The organism is Paeniglutamicibacter quisquiliarum (assembly GCF_019084045.1).
Taxonomy (GTDB): Bacteria; Actinomycetota; Actinomycetes; order Actinomycetales; family Micrococcaceae; genus Paeniglutamicibacter; species Paeniglutamicibacter quisquiliarum.
The window spans coordinates 193,924-211,480 of sequence record NZ_JAHRED010000005.1; the positions used below are offsets into that span (position 1 = coordinate 193,924).

Genomic DNA, 17,557 nt, shown 5'->3' on the forward strand with positions numbered 1-17,557 from the left:
TTTTTTATTGCCGTGGAGGTGTATGCATGACCGATACCTTGTTCTCACTTGCAGACAAGCTGCCCATGGAGGACCGTCTTCCTCCCGCCTACCCGGAACGGGCCGCCTGGGGCACCGGCCCCAAGCTCCGCGCCTGGCAGGCCGAGGCGCTGGACAAGTACTTCACCACCAACCCGCGCGACTTCATGGCCGTGGCCACCCCCGGCGCCGGCAAGACCACCTTCGCGCTGCGCCTGGCCAAGGTGCTGGTCGACGCCAAGACGGTCAACCGCATCATCGTCGTCGCCCCCACCGACCACCTCAAGAAGCAGTGGGCCGACGCCGCCGGGCGGGTGGGCCTGGCCATTGACCCGAACTTCAAGAACTCCGACGGCCGGCACGGCGACGGCTACATCGGCGTCGTCGTCACCTACGCGCAGGTCGCCTCCAAGCCGATGCTGCACCGCGCCAAGACCGAGGCCGCCCGCACCCTGGTGATCCTGGACGAGATCCACCACGGCGGCGACGCGCTTTCCTGGGGCGACGGCATCCGCGAGGCCTTCGAACCCGCGGCCCGGCGCCTGGCGCTGACCGGAACCCCGTTCCGCTCCGACACCGCCGCGATCCCCTTCGTCGAATACGCCGAGGGGCCCGACGGCATCCGCCGCTCCAAGGCCGACTACACCTACGGCTACGGCAATGCGCTGCGCGACCACGTGGTGCGCCCGGTGCTGTTCATGGCGTACTCCGGCTCCATGCGCTGGAAGACCAGCTCGGGCGAGGAAATGGAGGCCCAGCTCGGCGAGGGCTTCACCAAGGACATCACCGCGCACGCCTGGCGCACGGCCCTTGACCCGGCGGGGGACTGGATCCCCTCGGTGCTCCAGGCCGCGGACAAGCGCCTGACCCGGGTCCGCCGGACCGTTCCGGACGCCGGCGCCCTGGTGATCGCCACCGACCACGAGGACGCGCGCGGCTACGCCGAGCAGCTGGAGAAGATCTGCGGCGAAAAGGTCACCGTGATCCTGTCCGACGACGCGGGCGCCTCGAAGAAGATCGACGAGTTCTCCGCCGGCGATTCGCGCTGGATGGTCGCGGTGCGCATGGTGTCCGAGGGCGTCGACGTGCCCCGGCTGTGCGTGGGCGTCTACGCCACCTCGACCTCCACCCCGCTGTTCTTCGCCCAGGCCATCGGCCGCTACGTGCGCAGCCGAAAGCGCGGCGAGGTCGCCTCGATCTTCCTGCCCTCGGTGCCGGTGCTCATGGCACTGGCCAACGAGATGGAGACCGAGCGCGACCACGCCCTCGACCGCCCGGAGAAGCACTTCCAGGACCCGGACTACAACCCAGAGGACGACCTGGTCGCCGAGGCCAACCGCGAGGAAAAGGCCAGCGACGAGCTGAACAAGCAGAAGTTCGAGGCGCTGAACTCCAACGCCTCCTTCGACCGGGTGCTCTTCGACGGCGGCGAGTTCGGCACCGGCGGCGCCGTGGGCTCCGAGGAGGAGGAAGACTTCCTGGGCATCCCCGGGCTGCTGGACGCCGACCAGGTGGGCGTGCTGCTGCGCCAGCGCCAGGCCGAACAGGTCTCGCGGCGCAAGGTGCGCAAGGGTGCCGAGGAGGCGGCCGCTTCCCCGGTGGTCGACCACCGGGCGCTGATGGAGATGCGCTCGACGCTGTCCAAGAACGTCTCGGCCTGGAGCGCGCGCACCGGCACCCCGCACGGGGTGATCCACACCAAGCTGCGCGAGGTGTGCGGCGGGCCGGCCGTTGCCCAGGCCAATGCGGAACAGCTGCAAAAGCGGTTGAACAAGCTGCAGGGCTGGTTCATCGGCAAGAAATAGCTGCACGTAAAAGCCGGCGGCCCGCGCGCGTTGGAGGAGTTCCAATGCACGCAGGCCGCCGGCTTTTTGCTTCTCCCGCCGTACCGGGCAGGGCTTTTCGCGGCTGCTCGTCGTCGCTTCGGGTAGACGGCGCGGGGCCGGGAAGCGGCGCATGCCCGGCAACAAGTGGCAACAAGTGGACGGTTGAATGTGTCGCAGGACACGCTGGCCTAGGGGCGCCCGGGCGCCCCTACCGAACAACGTTGTTCCACCGAGGAGGGGGCTTATGCCTAATCAACCCAGAGGCCGCCGGTATCGTGCCGCGCTGGCCGCCGCGTGCGCCGGTGTGCTTGGCCTGGTCGTCATGGCGGCGCCGGCGGGTGCCGCACCGGATCGGGAACCGGAAGCGGCCGCCGCGTCGATGGTTTCCGTTCCCGACGTCGTCGGGCCGATCGCGGTGACTGCCGAAAGCTACCCGTTTTCGACCTTGGGGCGCGCCAGGGTGCCCGTCGACATCGCCGAACGCGGTTTCGTCGAGGAGGAGTTCTTCCTGTCCGGGACCGCGAACGTATACGACAACCCGGACGGGTCGCTGCAGGTCGTGGACGCGGGCGTGCCCTACACCAACCACGTCCTGGTGCGCCGCCCCGCCAACCGGGCGGACTCCTCCGGGGTCGTGCTCGTGGATATTCTCAACGCCTCGAACGGGTTCCCGGGGGAGGACCACCTGCGGCGCATGTGGGACTGGGCCATGGAGGAGGGACACACCATCATCGGCGTGACGTCCAAGCCCATCCAGGTGGACGCGCTGAAGAACTTCGACCCGGAACGCTATGCGGACCTGACGTGGGATGTTGAGGACGTCAAACGGGAGCCGATCATCGCCGACCCGGCGGACCCCGGCTCGTTCGACCCGTTCATGGTCGTTCCGGGCGCCGAGGAGGGGCTGGCCTGGGACATCATCACACAGGTTGGCACGCTGCTTGAGAGCAATCACGGCCGTGCGCTCCTGGGTGGACAGAAGGCGAAGACAGTCCTGCTCATGGGCCAGTCCCAGTCCGGGATCTACCTCAACACCTACGCGTCCAACTTCCACCGCGCGGTGACCGAAGCCAACCGCGGACCGGTGTTCGACGGCTATCTCAACACGGTCGGTGCAGTTCTTGAGCGGCCGCTGCGCCAGGCGGAGACCGATGGCCTGGTGGTGGTGCCCGGCACTGAACCGGCACTGGACGTCCCCTTCGTCACTGTCACCTCCGAGGGCGATGCCGGGCTGTTCGGTGCCGCAACGCTGGCCGAGAAGGAGCTTCCGGCAAATCGGCGGCATTGGCAGGTTCCCGGAACCCCGCACACCGACCTGCTCTCCGCGGTGATTCCGGCCGACGAAGAAATCCTCAAGGCCGGGCGCCTCCCGAACACCGCGGTCCACGACGCGTCGTTCCGCGAATCCCTCAACACCTACCCGCTGGAACCCGCCATCATCGCTGCCGCCGAGGCCGTTGTGGACTGGAGCAAATCGCACAAGGACGCGGCGCCATCGCAGTGGTTCGAGCAGTCCGATGGCGCGCTCTCCCGGACCGCCGACGGAAACGTCTCGGGCGGTGTCCGCTACGGGCTCATGGAGCATCCACTCGGGCAGTACCGCGGCGCGGCGGCTCCGGGCGCGGTCTACGGTGCCATGGAGCTGATCTCGGCAGAGGACTTCGCCACGGCCTACGGCACCCGCGCGGACTACCTCGCGCTGATCGGCGAGGTCGACGCCGCCCGGATCAGGCACGGCTATCTCACCGAGTGGGGCGCGGACTACTTCGTGGGAGTGGCCAACGGGCTCATGGACCGCATCGGGGTCCCTGCCGGCACTGCCGCTGCCGCCGCTGAAGAGCGGGGCGGCCGGGGCTGAGTTGCCGCACTGGCTCCCGTTGGGCGCACCATGCCGGGCCGGCCGTTGCCCAGGCCACTGCGGAACAGCTGCAAGAGCGGCTGCACTAGCTGCAGGGCTGGTTCATCGGCAGGATAGCCGCACGCCAAGGCCGGCGGCCCGCGCGCATTGGAGACGTTCCAATGCACGCAGGCCGCCGGCTTTTCCCGTGGCCGGGCAGCGCGCTCCCTCAATGCCCGGACCGGGTCCGAAGGGGGTGTGGGCTCAGCCCAGCGACAAGACCGTGACCTCTGCGTCGCGCAGTTCCTGCAGCACCGCGGGGGTGTTTTCCGGGTGAACGGCGGCGGTCAACGGCGCAATGACCGTGGTGGCCAGGCCCTGGTCCCTGGCATCCAGGGCGGTGGCACGCACGCAGTAGTCGGTGGCGATGCCCACGATGTCTACCGCGCCGATCCCCTGGCTGCGCAGCCAGTCGCCCAGCAGTGCCCCGGATTCATCGTCGACCTCGTCGGCGTCGGAGCACAGGCGTCCCTCGAAGCCCGAATACGCGGCGGCGAAGCGGCCCTTGCGGAAGTGGTGGCCGATGAAGCCGGCGGCCCCGGACAGCTCCGGGTGCAGTGCGGCGCCGTCCGTGGCTGCAACGCAGTGCACCGGCCAGGACTCGATGAAGTCGGGGGTGTCGGAGAAGTGGGACCCCGGGTCGATGTGCCAGTCCTGGGTCGCCACAACCGCGGCGTAGGTGTCGGCGCGCTCGCGCAGCACCGTGGCGATGGAGGCCGCCACCGCGGCCCCGCCCTCCACGCCGAGGCTGCCGCCCTCGCAGAAGTCGTTCTGGACATCGACGATGATCAATGCGCGTGCCGCGGGTTGCTCCGGCGCGCTGGTTGGTTCCTGGGTCATGATGCCTTACCTCTCGCAGTACTCAGTTCTCGTCAATGAAGCTGGTGGGGATGACCGGTTCGCCGCGCTGCAGGCGGCGGGAGCTGCCGGGCATTTCCATGATGGAGTCCCGGTGGCGCTTCACGGCGCGGCGCACGCCGGCGGCCCCGGTGAAGGCCTCGTCGACTTCCCCATTTGAGACAAATTGTGTCAGCAAGGCGCGGTCGTTGGCGTCGGAGGCGGGCAGCTCGCCGACGCCGATGAGCTCCTCGGTGGCGCGGCCGCGCTCATTGAGCCGGCGCACCGCAAACTTGCGCCCGCCCACGGAGGCCTTGTTCTTGGCGGCCTTGGCCACGTCGACGTAGTCCCCGGCGTCGTTCTGGCGGGACACCAGCTTGTAGACCATGGAGGCGGTCGGGTGCCCCGAGCCGGTCACCAGCGAGGTGCCCACGCCGTAGGCGTCCACCGGGGCGGACTGGAGTGCGGCAATGGCGTATTCGTCGAGGTCGGAGGTGACCATGATGCGGGTGTTCTCGTTGCCCAGGTCATCGAGCAGCACGCGGACCCAGCGGGCCTGTTCCACCAGGTCCCCGGAATCCAGGCGCACGGAGCCCAGGGCCGGGCCGGCGACCTCAACGGCGGTGCGGACCCCCTGCTCCACGTCGTAGGTGTCGACCAGCAGCGTGGTGCCGGCACCCATGGAGGCGACCTGCGCCTCGAAGGCCGCGCGCTCGGTGTCGTGCAGCAGCGTGAAGGAGTGGGCGGCGGTGCCCACGGTCTTCAACCCGTAGCGGTGCCCTGCCTCCAGGTTCGAGGTCGAGTCGAAGCCGGCGACGATCGCGGCACGGGCGGCGGCGACCGCCGATTCCTCGTGGGTGCGGCGGGATCCCATTTCCACGCAGGGCCGGGTTCCGGCCGAGGCGATCATGCGCGAGGCGGCGGAGGCGATGGCCGAATCGTGGTTCAGTGCCGAAAGGATGAAGGTCTCCAGCACGCAGGCCTCGGCGAACGTCGACTCGACGATCATCACCGGCGAGTAGGGGAAGTAGATTTCCCCCTCGGCGTAGCCGTGGATGTTGCCGCTGAACCTGAAGTCCTCCAGGTACTTGATGGTCGCGGCGTCCACGACCTTGGTGTCGGAGAGGAACCGCAGCTGATCGTCGCCGAAGCGGAACTCCTTGATGCCCTCGAGCACCCGCCCGGTCCCGGCCAGCACGCCATAGCGCCGGCCCTCGGGCAGCCGGCGGGCGAATGCCTCGAAGACGCTGGGGCGGTGTGCGGCGCCCGAGTGCAGGGATGCCTGCAGCATCGTCAGTTCGTAGTGGTCGGTGAAAAGGGAGGTGGGCTGCTGCCACATGGCCGGTGGGCTCCTCGCGACGGGGGACTGGGGGCAAGTCATTGCCGGACTGGTTTGCACCTTTGCCCGGCACCGCGGTGCCGGATCCGGTTCGCCGCCGGTGGCGGCCGGCGACCTGGTCGGCGGTGCAAACGCTAGTAGATACTCTAGACCCGGCGTCGGCCCAGCGCCGCGTTGGGGTGCGTGAGTCGCCGTTTGCCGCGTCTGGTTCAGTTGTGTCCACGGCCCGGTTGGCCCCGGTTCGCATCCCGCGTGCCCGGTCGTAGAATGGGAGGTATGCCAACCATGACTGCGATGCCCGATGTGCTTGAGCACGTGGAGCAGGCACAAGCACACGAACTCGACCAGCCCTACATCCTGATCGTCTGGAACGACCCGGTCAACCTGATGAGCTACGTCAGCTTTGTCTTCCGCTCCTACTTCGGATACTCCGAGGCCAAGGCGGAGAAATTGATGATGCAGGTCCACCAGGAGGGCCGCAGCGTGGTGGCCACCGGCAACCGCGAGAAGATCGAGGCCGACGTGACGGCAATGCACGGATTCGGCCTGTGGGCCACCCTGTCGAAGGCGGACGCGGCCTAGATATGGCACGAGCATTCAAGAGCACCATGCGCGGCTTCTCCGCGTCCCTGGAAGCCGCCGAACGCCAACTGCTCCGCGGCCTCTTTGAGGACGTCATCACGCTGCTGGAGCCCGAGCAGGTCCCCGACGAGGATCCGCTGTGGGCCATGGTCGGCCTGGATCCCAACGGGCACAAGGAGGACTTCGCCGCACCGAGCGACAGGGCCACCAAGCGCCTGCTGCCCGATGCCGATCCCGACGACGCGGCCGCGTCGCTGGAATTCCGCAGGCTCTCCGAGCGCGGGATCCGTGAGCGCAAGATCGGCGCCCTGCGCGAGGCGGCCCTGTTGATGGAGTCGGGTTCCATCCTGCTCAACGAGCAGACCGCCCCGCGCTTTGCCGCCGCCGTCAACGACGTGCGCCTGGTGCTGGCCGAAAGGCTGGGGCTGGAGAGCGAGGAAGACGCCGAGCGGATCCACGCACAGGACGACTGGTCCAAGGCAGAAACCGTCGACGAATACCTGGCGCTGGTCTACAACTTTGTCACCTGGCTGCAGGAATCCCTGATGCAGGCCATGCTCAAGTCCTTGTGAGCTGGGCTACAGTGTGTCGCGCTTGCTAGCCGTTGGGCGCGAAAACCACGTAGGCTTCGTACACCATGACAAGTGTGTCCACTAGCGGGAATCGACCATCCGAACGGCCCCACCCGAATGCCCCCTTGGGCATCTTCGACTCCGGGGTCGGCGGCCTGACCGTTTCCCGCGCCATCATTGACCAGCTTCCCGGTGAATCCACGATGTACGTCGGGGACACCGCGAATTCGCCCTATGGGCCGCTTCCCATCGCCGAGGTGCGTGCCAATGCGCTCGGGGTGATGGACGAACTCGTCGATGCCGGCGTCAAGCTGCTGGTCATCGCCTGCAATTCCGCCTCCGCCGCGGTGCTGCGCGATGCCCGCGAACGCTACACCGCCCGCTACGGGATCCCCGTGGTCGAGGTCATCCAGCCGGCGGTGCGCCGCGCCGTGGCGGCGACCCGCAACGGGAAGATCGGGGTCATCGGGACCCTGGCCACCGTCGGGTCCCGCGCCTACGAGGACGCCTTCGCCGCCGCCCCGCACTACTCCATCACCTCCGTGGCCTGCCCCCGCTTCGTCGAGTTCGTCGAGAACGGCATCACCACCGGGGCCGAGCTCATGGAGACGGCCGAGGCTTACCTTGCACCGCTCAAGGCCGCCGGCGTGGACACGCTGGTGCTGGGCTGCACCCACTATCCGCTGCTGACCGGCGTGATCTCCTACGTCATGGGCGAGGACGTGACCCTGGTCTCCAGCGCCGAGGAAACCGCGAAGGACGTGTACCGCGCGCTGATGCGCCACGACCTGGCACGCACCGAGGAACAGGCGCCGACGCACCAGTTCCTGTCCACCGGCGACTCCGACAGTTTTGAGATCCTGGCCAGGCGCTTCCTGGGCCCGGAAGTGCTCGCGGTCGAGCAAGTCGACCACGTGGCCGCCCATTACCCGACCGGCTCCATCGCGATGATTACCCCGCAGATGGTGGCTCTTTCGAAAGCGAGTGCCTCATGAAGCTGACCATCATCGGCTGCACCGGCTCGTTCCCCGGCCCGGGGTCGCCCGCCTCCTGCTACCTGGTCACCGCGTTCGACGGGACCCGCGACTGGAAGATCCTGCTGGACTTGGGATCGGGCGCCCTGGGCGTGCTGCAGCGCTACGCGGACATCAAGGACCTGGACGGGATCTTCATTTCCCACCTCCACCCGGACCACTGCATGGACCTGTGCGGCATGCACGTGGCCATCCGCTGGGACCCCAATGGCTGGAACCGCGACCGGATGCTGGTTCACGGGCCCGCTGCCACCGCGGACCGGATGGCCACCGCCTACGGCCTGCCGCTGGAGGAGGGCATGCACCCGGACTACGACTTCCAGCACTGGAAATCCCGGACGCCGGTGAAGATCGGTCCGTTCTCGATCACCCCGTACCCGGTGCTGCATCCCATTGAGGAGTCCTACGCCCTGCGCGTGGAGGCCACCGAACCGGTTGCCGACGGATCGATGCGCACGTCCGTGCTGACCTACTCGGGCGACACCGATGCCTGCCCCGAGCTCATCGAGGCCGCCGCCGGCGCCGACATGTTCCTCTGCGAGGCAGCCTTCGAGGAGGGCCGCGATGACGGGATCACCGGGGTCCACCTGACCGGGAAGCGCGCCGGCGAGGCCGCCGCCGAGGCCGGGGTCGAGCGCCTCCTGCTCACCCACATCCCGGTGTGGACCGACATCAACACCGTGGTCAACGAGGCCAAGGAGGTCTACTCCGGCGGCATCGCCGTGGCGGTCTCCGGGGTGACCTACGGCGTGTTCTCCGGCTCGCAGCTGGGCACGCCCAAGTCCCTGCCCACCGCTCCGGTCTCCATTGTGCGCTCGGCACCGGCCCGCGAGTGGCCGGGCACCAAGGCGAAGTAGCGGGCCCCCAACGGCCGCGGGCTGCCCGGCGGCGGCGGTGCGGTTCCGGGGGACACCGGAGCCGCACCGCCGCACTTTTTGCGTCTACGGCCGGAGCCGGCACGGCGACTAGACTTGAAGCCATGACTTCAGCATCAACCACAGCAGCAGTGCGCGCCGACGGGCGCGGCGTCGACCAACTCCGTGAGATCACCATTACCCGTGGCTGGTCCAAGCAGGCCGAGGGCTCGGCCCTGATCGAATTCGGCAACACCAAGGTGCTGTGCACCGCTTCCTTCACCGAGGGCGTGCCGCGCTGGCTCAAGGGGCAGGGCACCGGCTGGGTCACCGCCGAATACGCCATGCTGCCCCGGGCCACCAACACCCGCAACGGCCGCGAGTCCGTCAAGGGCAAGATCGGCGGGCGCACCCACGAGATTTCCCGCCTGATCGGCCGCTCGCTGCGCGCGGTCATCGACACCAAGGCGCTGGGCGAGAACACGATCGTGCTTGACTGCGACGTGCTCCAGGCCGACGGCGGCACCCGCACCGCGGCCATCACCGGCGCGTACGTCGCGCTGGCCGAGGCCATCGAGTGGGCCAAGGAGAACAAGCTGGTGCGCAAGAACGCCACCGTCCTCACCGACTCGGTGGCCGCGATCTCCGTGGGCATCATCGACGGGGTCCCGATGCTAGACCTGCCCTACGAGGAAGACGTGCGCGCCGAGACCGACATGAACGTCGTGGTCACCGGCACCGGCGACTTCGTCGAGGTGCAGGGCACCGCCGAGGGCGTCCCGTTCAAGCGCGCCGAGCTCGACTCGCTGCTCGACCTGGCGCTGGTGGGCACCACCGAGTTGGCACTGATCCAGCGCGAAACCCTGGGGCTCTGAGCATGGGCGCCACCCCGCGCCTGGTGCTGGCCACGCACAACCAGGGCAAGCTGCGGGAACTGCGCGAGCTGCTGCGCGGGCAGGTCCCGGGCCTCGACGTGGACACCCAGGTCGTCGACGCCGGTGCGGTTGGCGCACCGGACGTCGTCGAGGACCAGGTCACCTTCGAGGGCAACGCGCTGCTGAAGGCACGTGCGGTGTGCGAGGCCACGGGCCTTGTCGCCATCGCCGACGACTCGGGCCTCTCCGTCGATGTGCTCGGCGGGGCCCCGGGAATCTTCTCCGCGCGCTGGTCCGGGAAGCATGGCGACGACGAGGCGAACATCGACCTGTTGCTCGCCCAGCTGGGGGACATCGCCGACGAGCACCGCGGCGCTTCCTTCGTGTGTGCCGCGGCCCTGGCCGCCCCGGGCGGCCATGTCGCGGTGGAGATGGGCCACCTGGCCGGGACGCTGCTGCGCGGACGCAGGGGAAACGGCGGCTTCGGCTATGACCCGATCCTGCAGCCCGACGGCTACGGGATCTCCGTGGCGGAGCTGTCCGCCGAGGAGAAGAACGCCATCAGCCACCGAGGACGTGCGTTCCGCGGCTTGTTGCCGCAGATCGTGAAGGCCCTGGCGGACCAAGACTCCAGGTAGGCTCCGGCTCGCTATCGGTGAGACATCGATGGGCGGTCCTCGCCCGGATTTGTTCCGGGGAGGGGCCGCCCATTGCGGTGTCCGGACCGATTGCAACGGGGAACGCCGGGCAGGATGCGCGGCGGGCCAACGGCTTCCCAGCGCATAGGGTGGAGGCAAGACAAACGTACCGAGAACGAATGGAGCAAGTGTGGACACATTTATCAAGGGTCCCTCGAAGCGCGATGTTGCGGGCATGAAGGCGGCCTTCGCACTTGTTGGGGCCTCGGAGGTGGTTTCCGTCCTGTTCAAGAATGCGCGCTACGGCAACTTCCTAGTCACCGGCATGGCCCACCCCACCGTGCTCGATGACCTGATGGTCGGCGGGTTGAACGCTGCGGCCGCGGTGAAGGTGACAAAATCCGCGGACGGCGAGACGCTGCGGCAGCGCCAGCCGGACTCGGATGTACGGGCCTTCCCAGCGGTTTTCGAGGGCGAATTCGCCCCGACCCCGTATGCGGCCGACAAGGTCGTGCATGGTGATCTGGTGGTTGCCTCATTCACGCAGGCACCCTACGGCGACTTCGTGGTCACCGGAGTGGCCACCGCCGCCGAGGGCAATGGGGATTACCTCATGGTCGGGCCGTGGATCCTGAATGCCGCCGCCGGCCCGGCCCCGCGGTTGAACGAGGTGCAGCTCGTGGCGGTTGCCGGCGAGCATGTCGCCCCGGTCCCTTCGCGCCGCGGACAGATGGAGTTCGAATAACCCGTCTTGACTTCTTGGGGTCTTGGTCTTTCGAAGTTGTCACGGGAACGACCCTGCAGGCGGATCCAATCTGGATCCCACTTGCAGGGTCGTTTTCTATTCGCGGGGTTCTAGAACAGGGGTGGTGCAGGGGTGCGCCAGTGGGCGTTACGTCGAGGTTTTTGTTCGGGGTCCATGAACTTGGGCAGGATGACGGAGAAGAGCCCGTCGTCGGCCCGGACGACGTCGATGAGTCCGGTGTGCCGGGCATGGTGGTGCCCGGAACACAGGGGCCGGCCGTCCTGGATGTTGGTGGTTCCGCCGTTTTTCCAGAGTTCGTCGTGGTCGATCTCGCAATGCTCAGGGGGCACTGTGCAGCCGGGCATGATGCAGCCGCCGTAGATCCCCAGAATGATCTCGCGCATGTACTCGGGGAAAAAGCGTTCTTCCTGGCCGAGGTCCAAGATCTGGGACCTGCCGCCCATGACAGCTGGTATGACCCCGCCGTTGCACAGGCCCTGGCGAAGTTCTGCCGGGGTGAGCCTTTGGCCGCGTGAGGTGATGCCGTGGGTGTCGGCCAGTCCGCGCAGCTCGTCCAGGGTCGCGATGACCAAGGTCTTGGGGGAGGGCAAGCCGATGGTCTTCTTCCCGGTGCGCGGTTGGCCGGCCGCCCTGATCAGGTTGAGCAGTCCCTGCAGGTGCCGTTGGGGCGGGGTGAGCCCGTCGCCGCCATAGGCCGTGGAGTTGAAGGTTCCCGGATCGAACAGCTCGTTGCGGGAGCCGGCGCCGTTTCCCTCGATGCGGTCATTGGCTGCGGTTGCCGGGGTGAACAGATTGCCGAGGCCGTCGGGGTCCAGGGAGAGATTCCGGATGGTGGCCGGGTCGGTGAGCGGGGCGCCGGTGGCGGGGTCGGTGAGGAAATCGGGGAACCCGGCACCCGGGCCGGCGTGTTCGGCGGTGTCGGACGGGCCGCCGGAGGCGCTGCCGTCGGTAAGGGCAGTGTCTGCTGCAGCTGCATCGGTTCCCGTTCCGGTGGTGGACAGCGACTGGGCGAGTAGCCCGTCGCGGTCCCCGGCCTTGGTCCGGGGGTTGTCGGTGCTGGCGCACATGGCCAGCAGGGCCTCGGTGTCGCGGGGCAGGGTGCGCAGCAGGAATTCGCCCAGCCCGCCGGTGGTGCCGCGGTAGAAGAGCCCGGTCCGGGTGCGCAGCACCTCCTCGGGGAGGTCCTCGGGTCCCCGCTCGAGGGATGTCTGGATCCCGGCCAGGAGCTTGGCGGTGGTGCGGGGGTCTTGGGTGCGCACGGACTCGGCGACCCGGTCCTCGAGCGTCTCCGCCAGGGTGGCGGCGTCGGGGTGCCCGTCGATGCCGGGGGCGAGGGCCTCGAGCTTGCGGGCCGCGGCCCCGATTTGCCCGGGGTCGGCCGTCCCGTCGGCGAAATCCCCCGCCAGGACCGGGAACTTCGGACGGGTGGGAACCCCGTTGATGTCGGTGCCCGGCAGCAGCCGGTCGATGGAGCGGACGCGTTCGCGGGCCTCGAAGAAGGAGATGTGAAGGAACCCGGACAAAAAAGCCCTCGTGTCCTTGAAGACCGGGCGCCCGGTCGGAACCGTGCGGGGGTCCTGCGGCAGGGCCGTGGTGCCGGCGAGGTAGCCGGAGGGGTCGCGGTGGATGGCCGCGAGGGCGTCGAAGGTTTCCCCGGGCAGTTCGTGGGCCAGGGTGCGCCGGGCGGTGTCGGCGGCCAGCAGGCGGGTGTGGGCGGCGGCGCGGTGTTCGTCCTCGGCGGCCCGGGCGAACAGGGCGGCACGGACCGGGGAGTGGGTGTGTGCCGAAACGCGCCGGGCCAGGTCCCGGGCCAGGGCCTGGGCTTCGAGCAGGGCGCGCAGTTCATCGTCCGGTGACACGGGGTGTCCCGGGGTGCCGCGGGTGCCCGCGGTGAGTTTGATGAACCGGTCGGTTTCCATGTCCACCAGCATGCACCGAAGTCCGGGGCCGCGGGGCGGGAGGATAAATCTGTGGATAACTGTTGTCCGGGTCGCCCATCCGGGATACGCCGGATGAGCATGGCGAGGCCGGGGGAGATGCGGACAGTGCGTCAGGTGGCGCGGCCGTCCCGCGGGCCGAACACGGTGAGCGCCTCGACGTCGCTGGCGGCGGACCGGATGAAGTACTCGGCCCAGCCGCGGCGGTTCGGGTAGGTCGATTCGGCCACGATGCGTTCGATGGTCGCCTCGACGTCGATGACGGTGCGGTGCAGGGAGACCACCCCGTCACGCAGCAGGGCCCAGTTGCCGCCCGGGCGGCCGTAGGGCATGCCCACGCTGCCGGGATTGATGACCAGCCGCCGATCGACCAGCCGGACGAACGGCATGTGCGTGTGGCCGCAGAGAACGGTCCGGACCCCGTCGGGCAGTGAGGCGAAGACCTCGGTCCAGCGCTCCAACCGGGAGTCGACCAGCACGACCTCCTCGTCGTCGCGCGGGGTGCCGTGGCAGCACAGCACGGTGCCGAACCCCTCGAGTTCTAGGGTCACCGGATGAGGCAAACCCTCCAGCAGGGAAACCTGTTCCGGGGTGAGCTGCGCGGCGGCCCAGGGCACGACCTCGGCGGGAACCTCGATCGAGGCGCCCCGGGCCACGGCCGCCAGCTCCCGGTCCGCGTTGCCGCGCACCAGCACGGCCTTCTCGCCCAGGGCGGCCAGAAGGTCCAGCACCTCGACGGGTTGCGGACCCGAGGCGTGGTCGCCGGTGACGACGATGCGGTCGGCGGCCGCCACCTCGGGCTCGGCCAGGATCGACTCGAGCACCGGAAGCACCCCGTGGATGTCGGACAGGACGGCGGCGCTTCGAATCATGCCCCGAGTATGCCCGTCCCGCGGGACGGGAACAAGGTCGGGGGGGCGGTGTGGCAGCGGCTAGATGTCGGTGTCGTCCACCTCGCGGGTGGTCTTGGTGATTCCGTCGACCTCGCCCTGTGCGCCGACGGTCCGGCGCGTCGAGACAGTCCGGCGGCGGCGGAACGTGAACACGAGCCCAAGCACGAAGATCAGGACGCCGGCCCCCATGAGCAGGTTCCCGACCAGGGGCAGATCCAGCCAGCTCACTTCGACGTTCAGTGCGAAGCGAAGGACCGCACCAACAACAAAAAGCAATATTCCGGCACCGATACTCATAATGTTTCCGCCTTTCCGGGCGATCTTGCATTAGCGAACAACTTGATCCGTGATTCCAGCGTACTTATTTTCGCCTGTCATGGCACCCATTTGGCCTGCTGCCCTAGGCGTCAAGCAACTGGCGCAGCACGTATTGCAGGATGCCGCCGTGGCGGTAGTAGGCCTCCTCGGCCGGGGTGTCGATGCGTACCCGCATCATGATCTCCCGCGGTGTACCGCCCGACGCATCCGCGTCCGTCTCCACGGCGACCCGGACCTCGTCGGGCAGCGACTGGGTGCCGGCCAGCCCGCTGATGGAGTAGACCTCCTCGCCGGTCAGTCCCAGGGATTCGGCGGTTTCGCCGTCGCGGAACTGCAGCGGCAGCACACCCATGCCGATCAGGTTGGAGCGGTGGATGCGCTCGAAGGAGGTGGCCAGCACGGCCTTGACGCCCAGCAGCAGGGTGCCCTTGGCCGCCCAGTCGCGGGAGGACCCGGACCCGTAGTCGGAGCCGGCCAGCACCACCAGCGGCGTGTTGTCCCTTTGGTAGGCCAGCGAGGCATCGAAGATGGTGGTGGTCTCGGTGCCCGGCAGGTGCCGGGTGAAGCCGCCCTCGACGCCGGGCACCAGCTTGTTGCGCAGCCGAACGTTGGCGAAGGTGCCGCGGATCATCACGTGGTGGTTGCCGCGCCGCGAGCCGTAGGAGTTGAAGTCCGCCGGGGCCACGCCGTGCTCCTGCAGGTAGGCGCCGGCGGGGGAGTCCTTGCGGATCGCGCCGGCCGGGGAGATGTGGTCGGTGGTGACCGAGTCGCCCAGGTAGGCCAGCACGCGGGCGCCGGACACGTCCGCGATGGGCTCCGGGGTGCGGCCCACGCCCTCGAAGTACGGCGGGCGCTGCACATAGGTGGAGGACTCGTCCCAGGCGAACTGGTCGCCCTCCGGGATGTGCATGGAGCGCCAGTTCGCGTCCCCGTGGTAGACATCGGCATATCCCTTGGTGAACATCGAGGCCTCGAGGTTGGCGTCGACCACCGCCTTGATCTCCTCGCCGCTGGGCCAGATGTCCCGCAGGTACACCGGGTTGCCGTCGGTGTCGTTGCCCAGCGAGTCGTTGAGCAGGTCCACGTGCATGGAGCCGGCCAGGGCGTAGGCGATGACCAGCGGCGGGGAGGCCAGGAAGTTCATCTTGACCTCGGAATGGATCCGGCCCTCGAAGTTCCGGTTGCCCGAGAGCACCGAGGCGACGGAGAGGTCGTGGGAGTTCACCGCCTCGCTGATTTCCGGGATCAGCGGCCCGGAATTGCCGATGCAGGTGGTGCAGCCGTAGCCGACCAGGTCGAAGCCCAGGGCTTCGAGGTAGGGGGTCAGCCCGGAGCGGTTGTAGTAGTCGGTGACCACGCGGGAGCCCGGGGCCAGGGTGGTCTTGACCCACGGCTTGGAGCGCAGCCCCTTCTCCACCGCCTTCTTGGCCAGCAGCGCGGCGCCGAGCATCACGGTGGGGTTGGAGGTGTTGGTGCAGGAAGTGATCGCGGCGATGACGACCGAACCGTGGTCGAGCACCTCGGTGTGGTCCCCGAGCCTGACCTTGGCGGGCTTTGACGGCCAGGTGATGGCAGGTTCCCCGTCGTCGACGCCGTGGGGAGGCTCGTCGCGTTCGATGCGGGAGCTGACTGCCAGCGGGTCGCTGGCCGGGAAGGAGCCGGCCTCGGCGTCGTCCAGCCCGCCGGCGATGGCCTCCGCCTGGGTGTCCCCGGCCAACAGCCGGCGCACCGCGCCCTGGGCCGCCGCCAGCGGGATGCGGTCCTGGGGCCGCTTGGGCCCTGCAAGGGAGGGGACCACGGTGCCCAGGTCCAGCTCGATGACCTGGCTGAAGTCCGGGACGTGGGCGGGGTCGTGCCAGAGTCCCTGCGCCCTCGCGTAGGCCTCGACCAGCTTGACCTGGTGCTCCTCGCGGCCGGTGAGCCGCAGGTAGTCAAGGGTCTCGGCGTCGATGGGGAACAGCGCGCCGGTGGAGCCGTATTCGGGGGACATGTTCCCCAGCGTGGCGCGCGTGGCCAGCGGGACATTTGCCACGCCGGGCCCGAAGAAGTCCACGAACTTGCCCACCACGCGCACCTGGCGCAGCAGTTCGGCGACGGTGAGCACCAGGTCGGTGGCGGTGGTGCCCTCGGTGAGTTCGCCGGTGAGCTTGAGCCCGACGACCTGCGGGATCAGCAGGCTCATGGGCTGGCCGAGCATCGCCGCCTCGGCCTCGATGCCGCCCACGCCCCAGCCCAGCACGCCCAGGCCGTTGACCATCGGGGTGTGCGAATCGGTGCCCACCAGGGTGTCCGGGTAGGCCTGGCGCCCGTCGGGACCCTCGCGGGTGAACACCACGCGGGAGAGGTATTCCAGGTTGACCTGGTGGCAGATGCCGGTGTCCGGCGGGACCACCAGGAAGTCGTCGAAGGAGTGCTGGGCCCAGCGCAGCAGCTGGTAGCGTTCCTGGTTGCGCGTGAACTCGTAGTCGGCGTTGATGCCGAACGCGTCGGGGCGGGCGAAGACGTCGGCGATCACCGAGTGGTCGATGACCAGCTCGGCGGGGATCAGCGGGTTGACCTTCCGCGCGTCGCCGCCCAGCGCCGTCATCGCGTCGCGCATGGCCACCAGGTCCACCACGCAGGGCACCCCGGTGAAGTCCTGCATCAGCACGCGGGCCGGGGTGTACTGGATTTCGCCGGAGGCCTCGGCGGCCGGGTCCCAGGCGGCCAGGGCGTTGACTTGTGCGGCGGTGACCAGCCGGCCGTCCTCGTTGCGCAGCAGGTTTTCCAGCAGCACCTTGAGGCTGTAGGGCAGGCGGGCGGAATTGTCGATGGCGTCGATGCGGTGGATCTCGTAGCTCTGCCCGTCGACCTCAAGCCGTGAGCGGGAATTGAAGGAATTGCTGGACATGGAAGCGTCGTCCTTTCGGAAGGCCGCCGGCCACCGTGCCGGGGGCCGGGTTGCTGCGTGCTTGCTCGGTGTTGTCGGCGAGGGACTTGGGTCCGTCGCCACCTCGAATTCCTGGTGCGTGCCCGGGTAACATCCGCATGGTGCCTCCCGGCAGGAGCGGAGCGCCTGGCGTGGCGTCCCGGAATCGTGCGCCGGGTCTGCGGGGATGGCTGGTTTCGCCTGCGACGACGCCCGGCTACTGCCTTCAACCTACCGCCGGGGAGGGGATTTGGCCATGGTTG

The 17,557-nt window shown here is 68.7% G+C and carries 15 protein-coding genes; 9 read left to right on the plus strand and 6 right to left on the minus strand.

The annotated features are described in order from the left end of the window. The first annotated feature begins 26 nt into the window (after positions 1-26). Complete coding sequence (locus KRR55_RS11155) at positions 27-1,823, plus strand: DEAD/DEAH box helicase (RefSeq protein ID WP_217389155.1); 1,797 nt, start codon at positions 27-29, stop codon at positions 1,821-1,823. 265 nt (positions 1,824-2,088) lie between these two features. Next, positions 2,089-3,702 carry an alpha/beta hydrolase domain-containing protein gene (locus KRR55_RS11160; RefSeq protein ID WP_217389156.1) on the plus strand — a complete coding sequence of 538 codons (1,614 nt, stop codon included), beginning with the start codon at positions 2,089-2,091 and terminating at the stop codon, positions 3,700-3,702. Between the two features lie 243 nt (positions 3,703-3,945). Here KRR55_RS11160 and KRR55_RS11165 read toward each other — a convergent pair whose 3' ends face one another. Beyond that, complete coding sequence (locus KRR55_RS11165) at positions 3,946-4,581, minus strand: isochorismatase family protein (protein WP_217389157.1); 636 nt, start codon at positions 4,579-4,581, stop codon at positions 3,946-3,948. Positions 4,582-4,603: 22 nt separating this feature from the next. After that, on the minus strand, positions 4,604-5,917 hold the full coding sequence (locus KRR55_RS11170; protein WP_217389158.1) for a nicotinate phosphoribosyltransferase: 1,314 nt from the start codon (positions 5,915-5,917) through the stop codon (positions 4,604-4,606). A gap of 276 nt (positions 5,918-6,193) precedes the next feature. Here KRR55_RS11170 and clpS point away from each other — a divergent pair, with 276 nt between their 5' ends. The 7 genes from clpS to KRR55_RS11205 all read left to right on the plus strand — a co-directional run bounded on the left by clpS (position 6,194) and on the right by KRR55_RS11205 (position 11,217). After that, positions 6,194-6,499: an ATP-dependent Clp protease adapter ClpS gene (gene clpS, locus KRR55_RS11175; protein WP_418888835.1), complete on the plus strand. Its 306-nt coding sequence runs from the start codon at positions 6,194-6,196 to the stop codon at positions 6,497-6,499. A 2-nt stretch (positions 6,500-6,501) separates the two neighbouring features. Next, positions 6,502-7,071, plus strand: coding sequence for a DUF2017 domain-containing protein (locus KRR55_RS11180; RefSeq protein WP_217389159.1), 570 nt, complete (start codon positions 6,502-6,504; stop codon positions 7,069-7,071). Between the two features lie 65 nt (positions 7,072-7,136). Continuing rightward, a complete protein-coding gene (gene murI / locus KRR55_RS11185) occupies positions 7,137-8,066 on the plus strand; it encodes a glutamate racemase (RefSeq protein WP_217389160.1) in 930 nt (309 codons plus the stop codon). Next, a complete protein-coding gene (locus KRR55_RS11190) occupies positions 8,063-8,962 on the plus strand; it encodes an MBL fold metallo-hydrolase (protein ID WP_217389161.1) in 900 nt (299 codons plus the stop codon). Before murI ends, KRR55_RS11190 begins: the two co-directional genes overlap by 4 nt. 122 nt (positions 8,963-9,084) lie before the next feature. Then, positions 9,085-9,834, plus strand: coding sequence for a ribonuclease PH (rph, locus tag KRR55_RS11195; RefSeq protein WP_254456096.1), 750 nt, complete (start codon positions 9,085-9,087; stop codon positions 9,832-9,834). Between the two features lie 2 nt (positions 9,835-9,836). Continuing rightward, positions 9,837-10,472 carry an RdgB/HAM1 family non-canonical purine NTP pyrophosphatase gene (rdgB, locus tag KRR55_RS11200; RefSeq protein ID WP_217389162.1) on the plus strand — a complete coding sequence of 212 codons (636 nt, stop codon included), beginning with the start codon at positions 9,837-9,839 and terminating at the stop codon, positions 10,470-10,472. A gap of 190 nt (positions 10,473-10,662) precedes the next feature. Next, on the plus strand, positions 10,663-11,217 hold the full coding sequence (locus KRR55_RS11205) for a hypothetical protein (protein WP_217389163.1): 555 nt from the start codon (positions 10,663-10,665) through the stop codon (positions 11,215-11,217). Between the two features lie 110 nt (positions 11,218-11,327). Here the strand turns inward: KRR55_RS11205 and KRR55_RS11210 are convergent, their stop codons facing one another. From KRR55_RS11210 to acnA, 4 genes are all read right to left on the minus strand, one after another. Continuing rightward, entirely contained in the window at positions 11,328-13,157 is a 1,830-nt protein-coding gene (locus KRR55_RS11210; RefSeq protein WP_254456097.1) for an HNH endonuclease signature motif containing protein, read from the minus strand. Positions 13,158-13,288: 131 nt separating this feature from the next. After that, a complete protein-coding gene (locus tag KRR55_RS11215) occupies positions 13,289-14,047 on the minus strand; it encodes a metallophosphoesterase family protein (RefSeq protein ID WP_217389165.1) in 759 nt (252 codons plus the stop codon). Positions 14,048-14,107: 60 nt separating this feature from the next. Beyond that, positions 14,108-14,365, minus strand: a complete 258-nt coding sequence (locus KRR55_RS11220) for a DUF6458 family protein (protein WP_217389166.1) — start codon at positions 14,363-14,365, stop codon at positions 14,108-14,110. Positions 14,366-14,468: 103 nt separating this feature from the next. Further along, the gene (gene acnA, locus KRR55_RS11225; protein ID WP_217389167.1) at positions 14,469-17,276 is read right to left on the minus strand and encodes an aconitate hydratase; all 2,808 of its coding nucleotides are present in this window, start codon (positions 17,274-17,276) and stop codon (positions 14,469-14,471) included. Between the last annotated feature and the right edge of the window lie 281 nt (positions 17,277-17,557).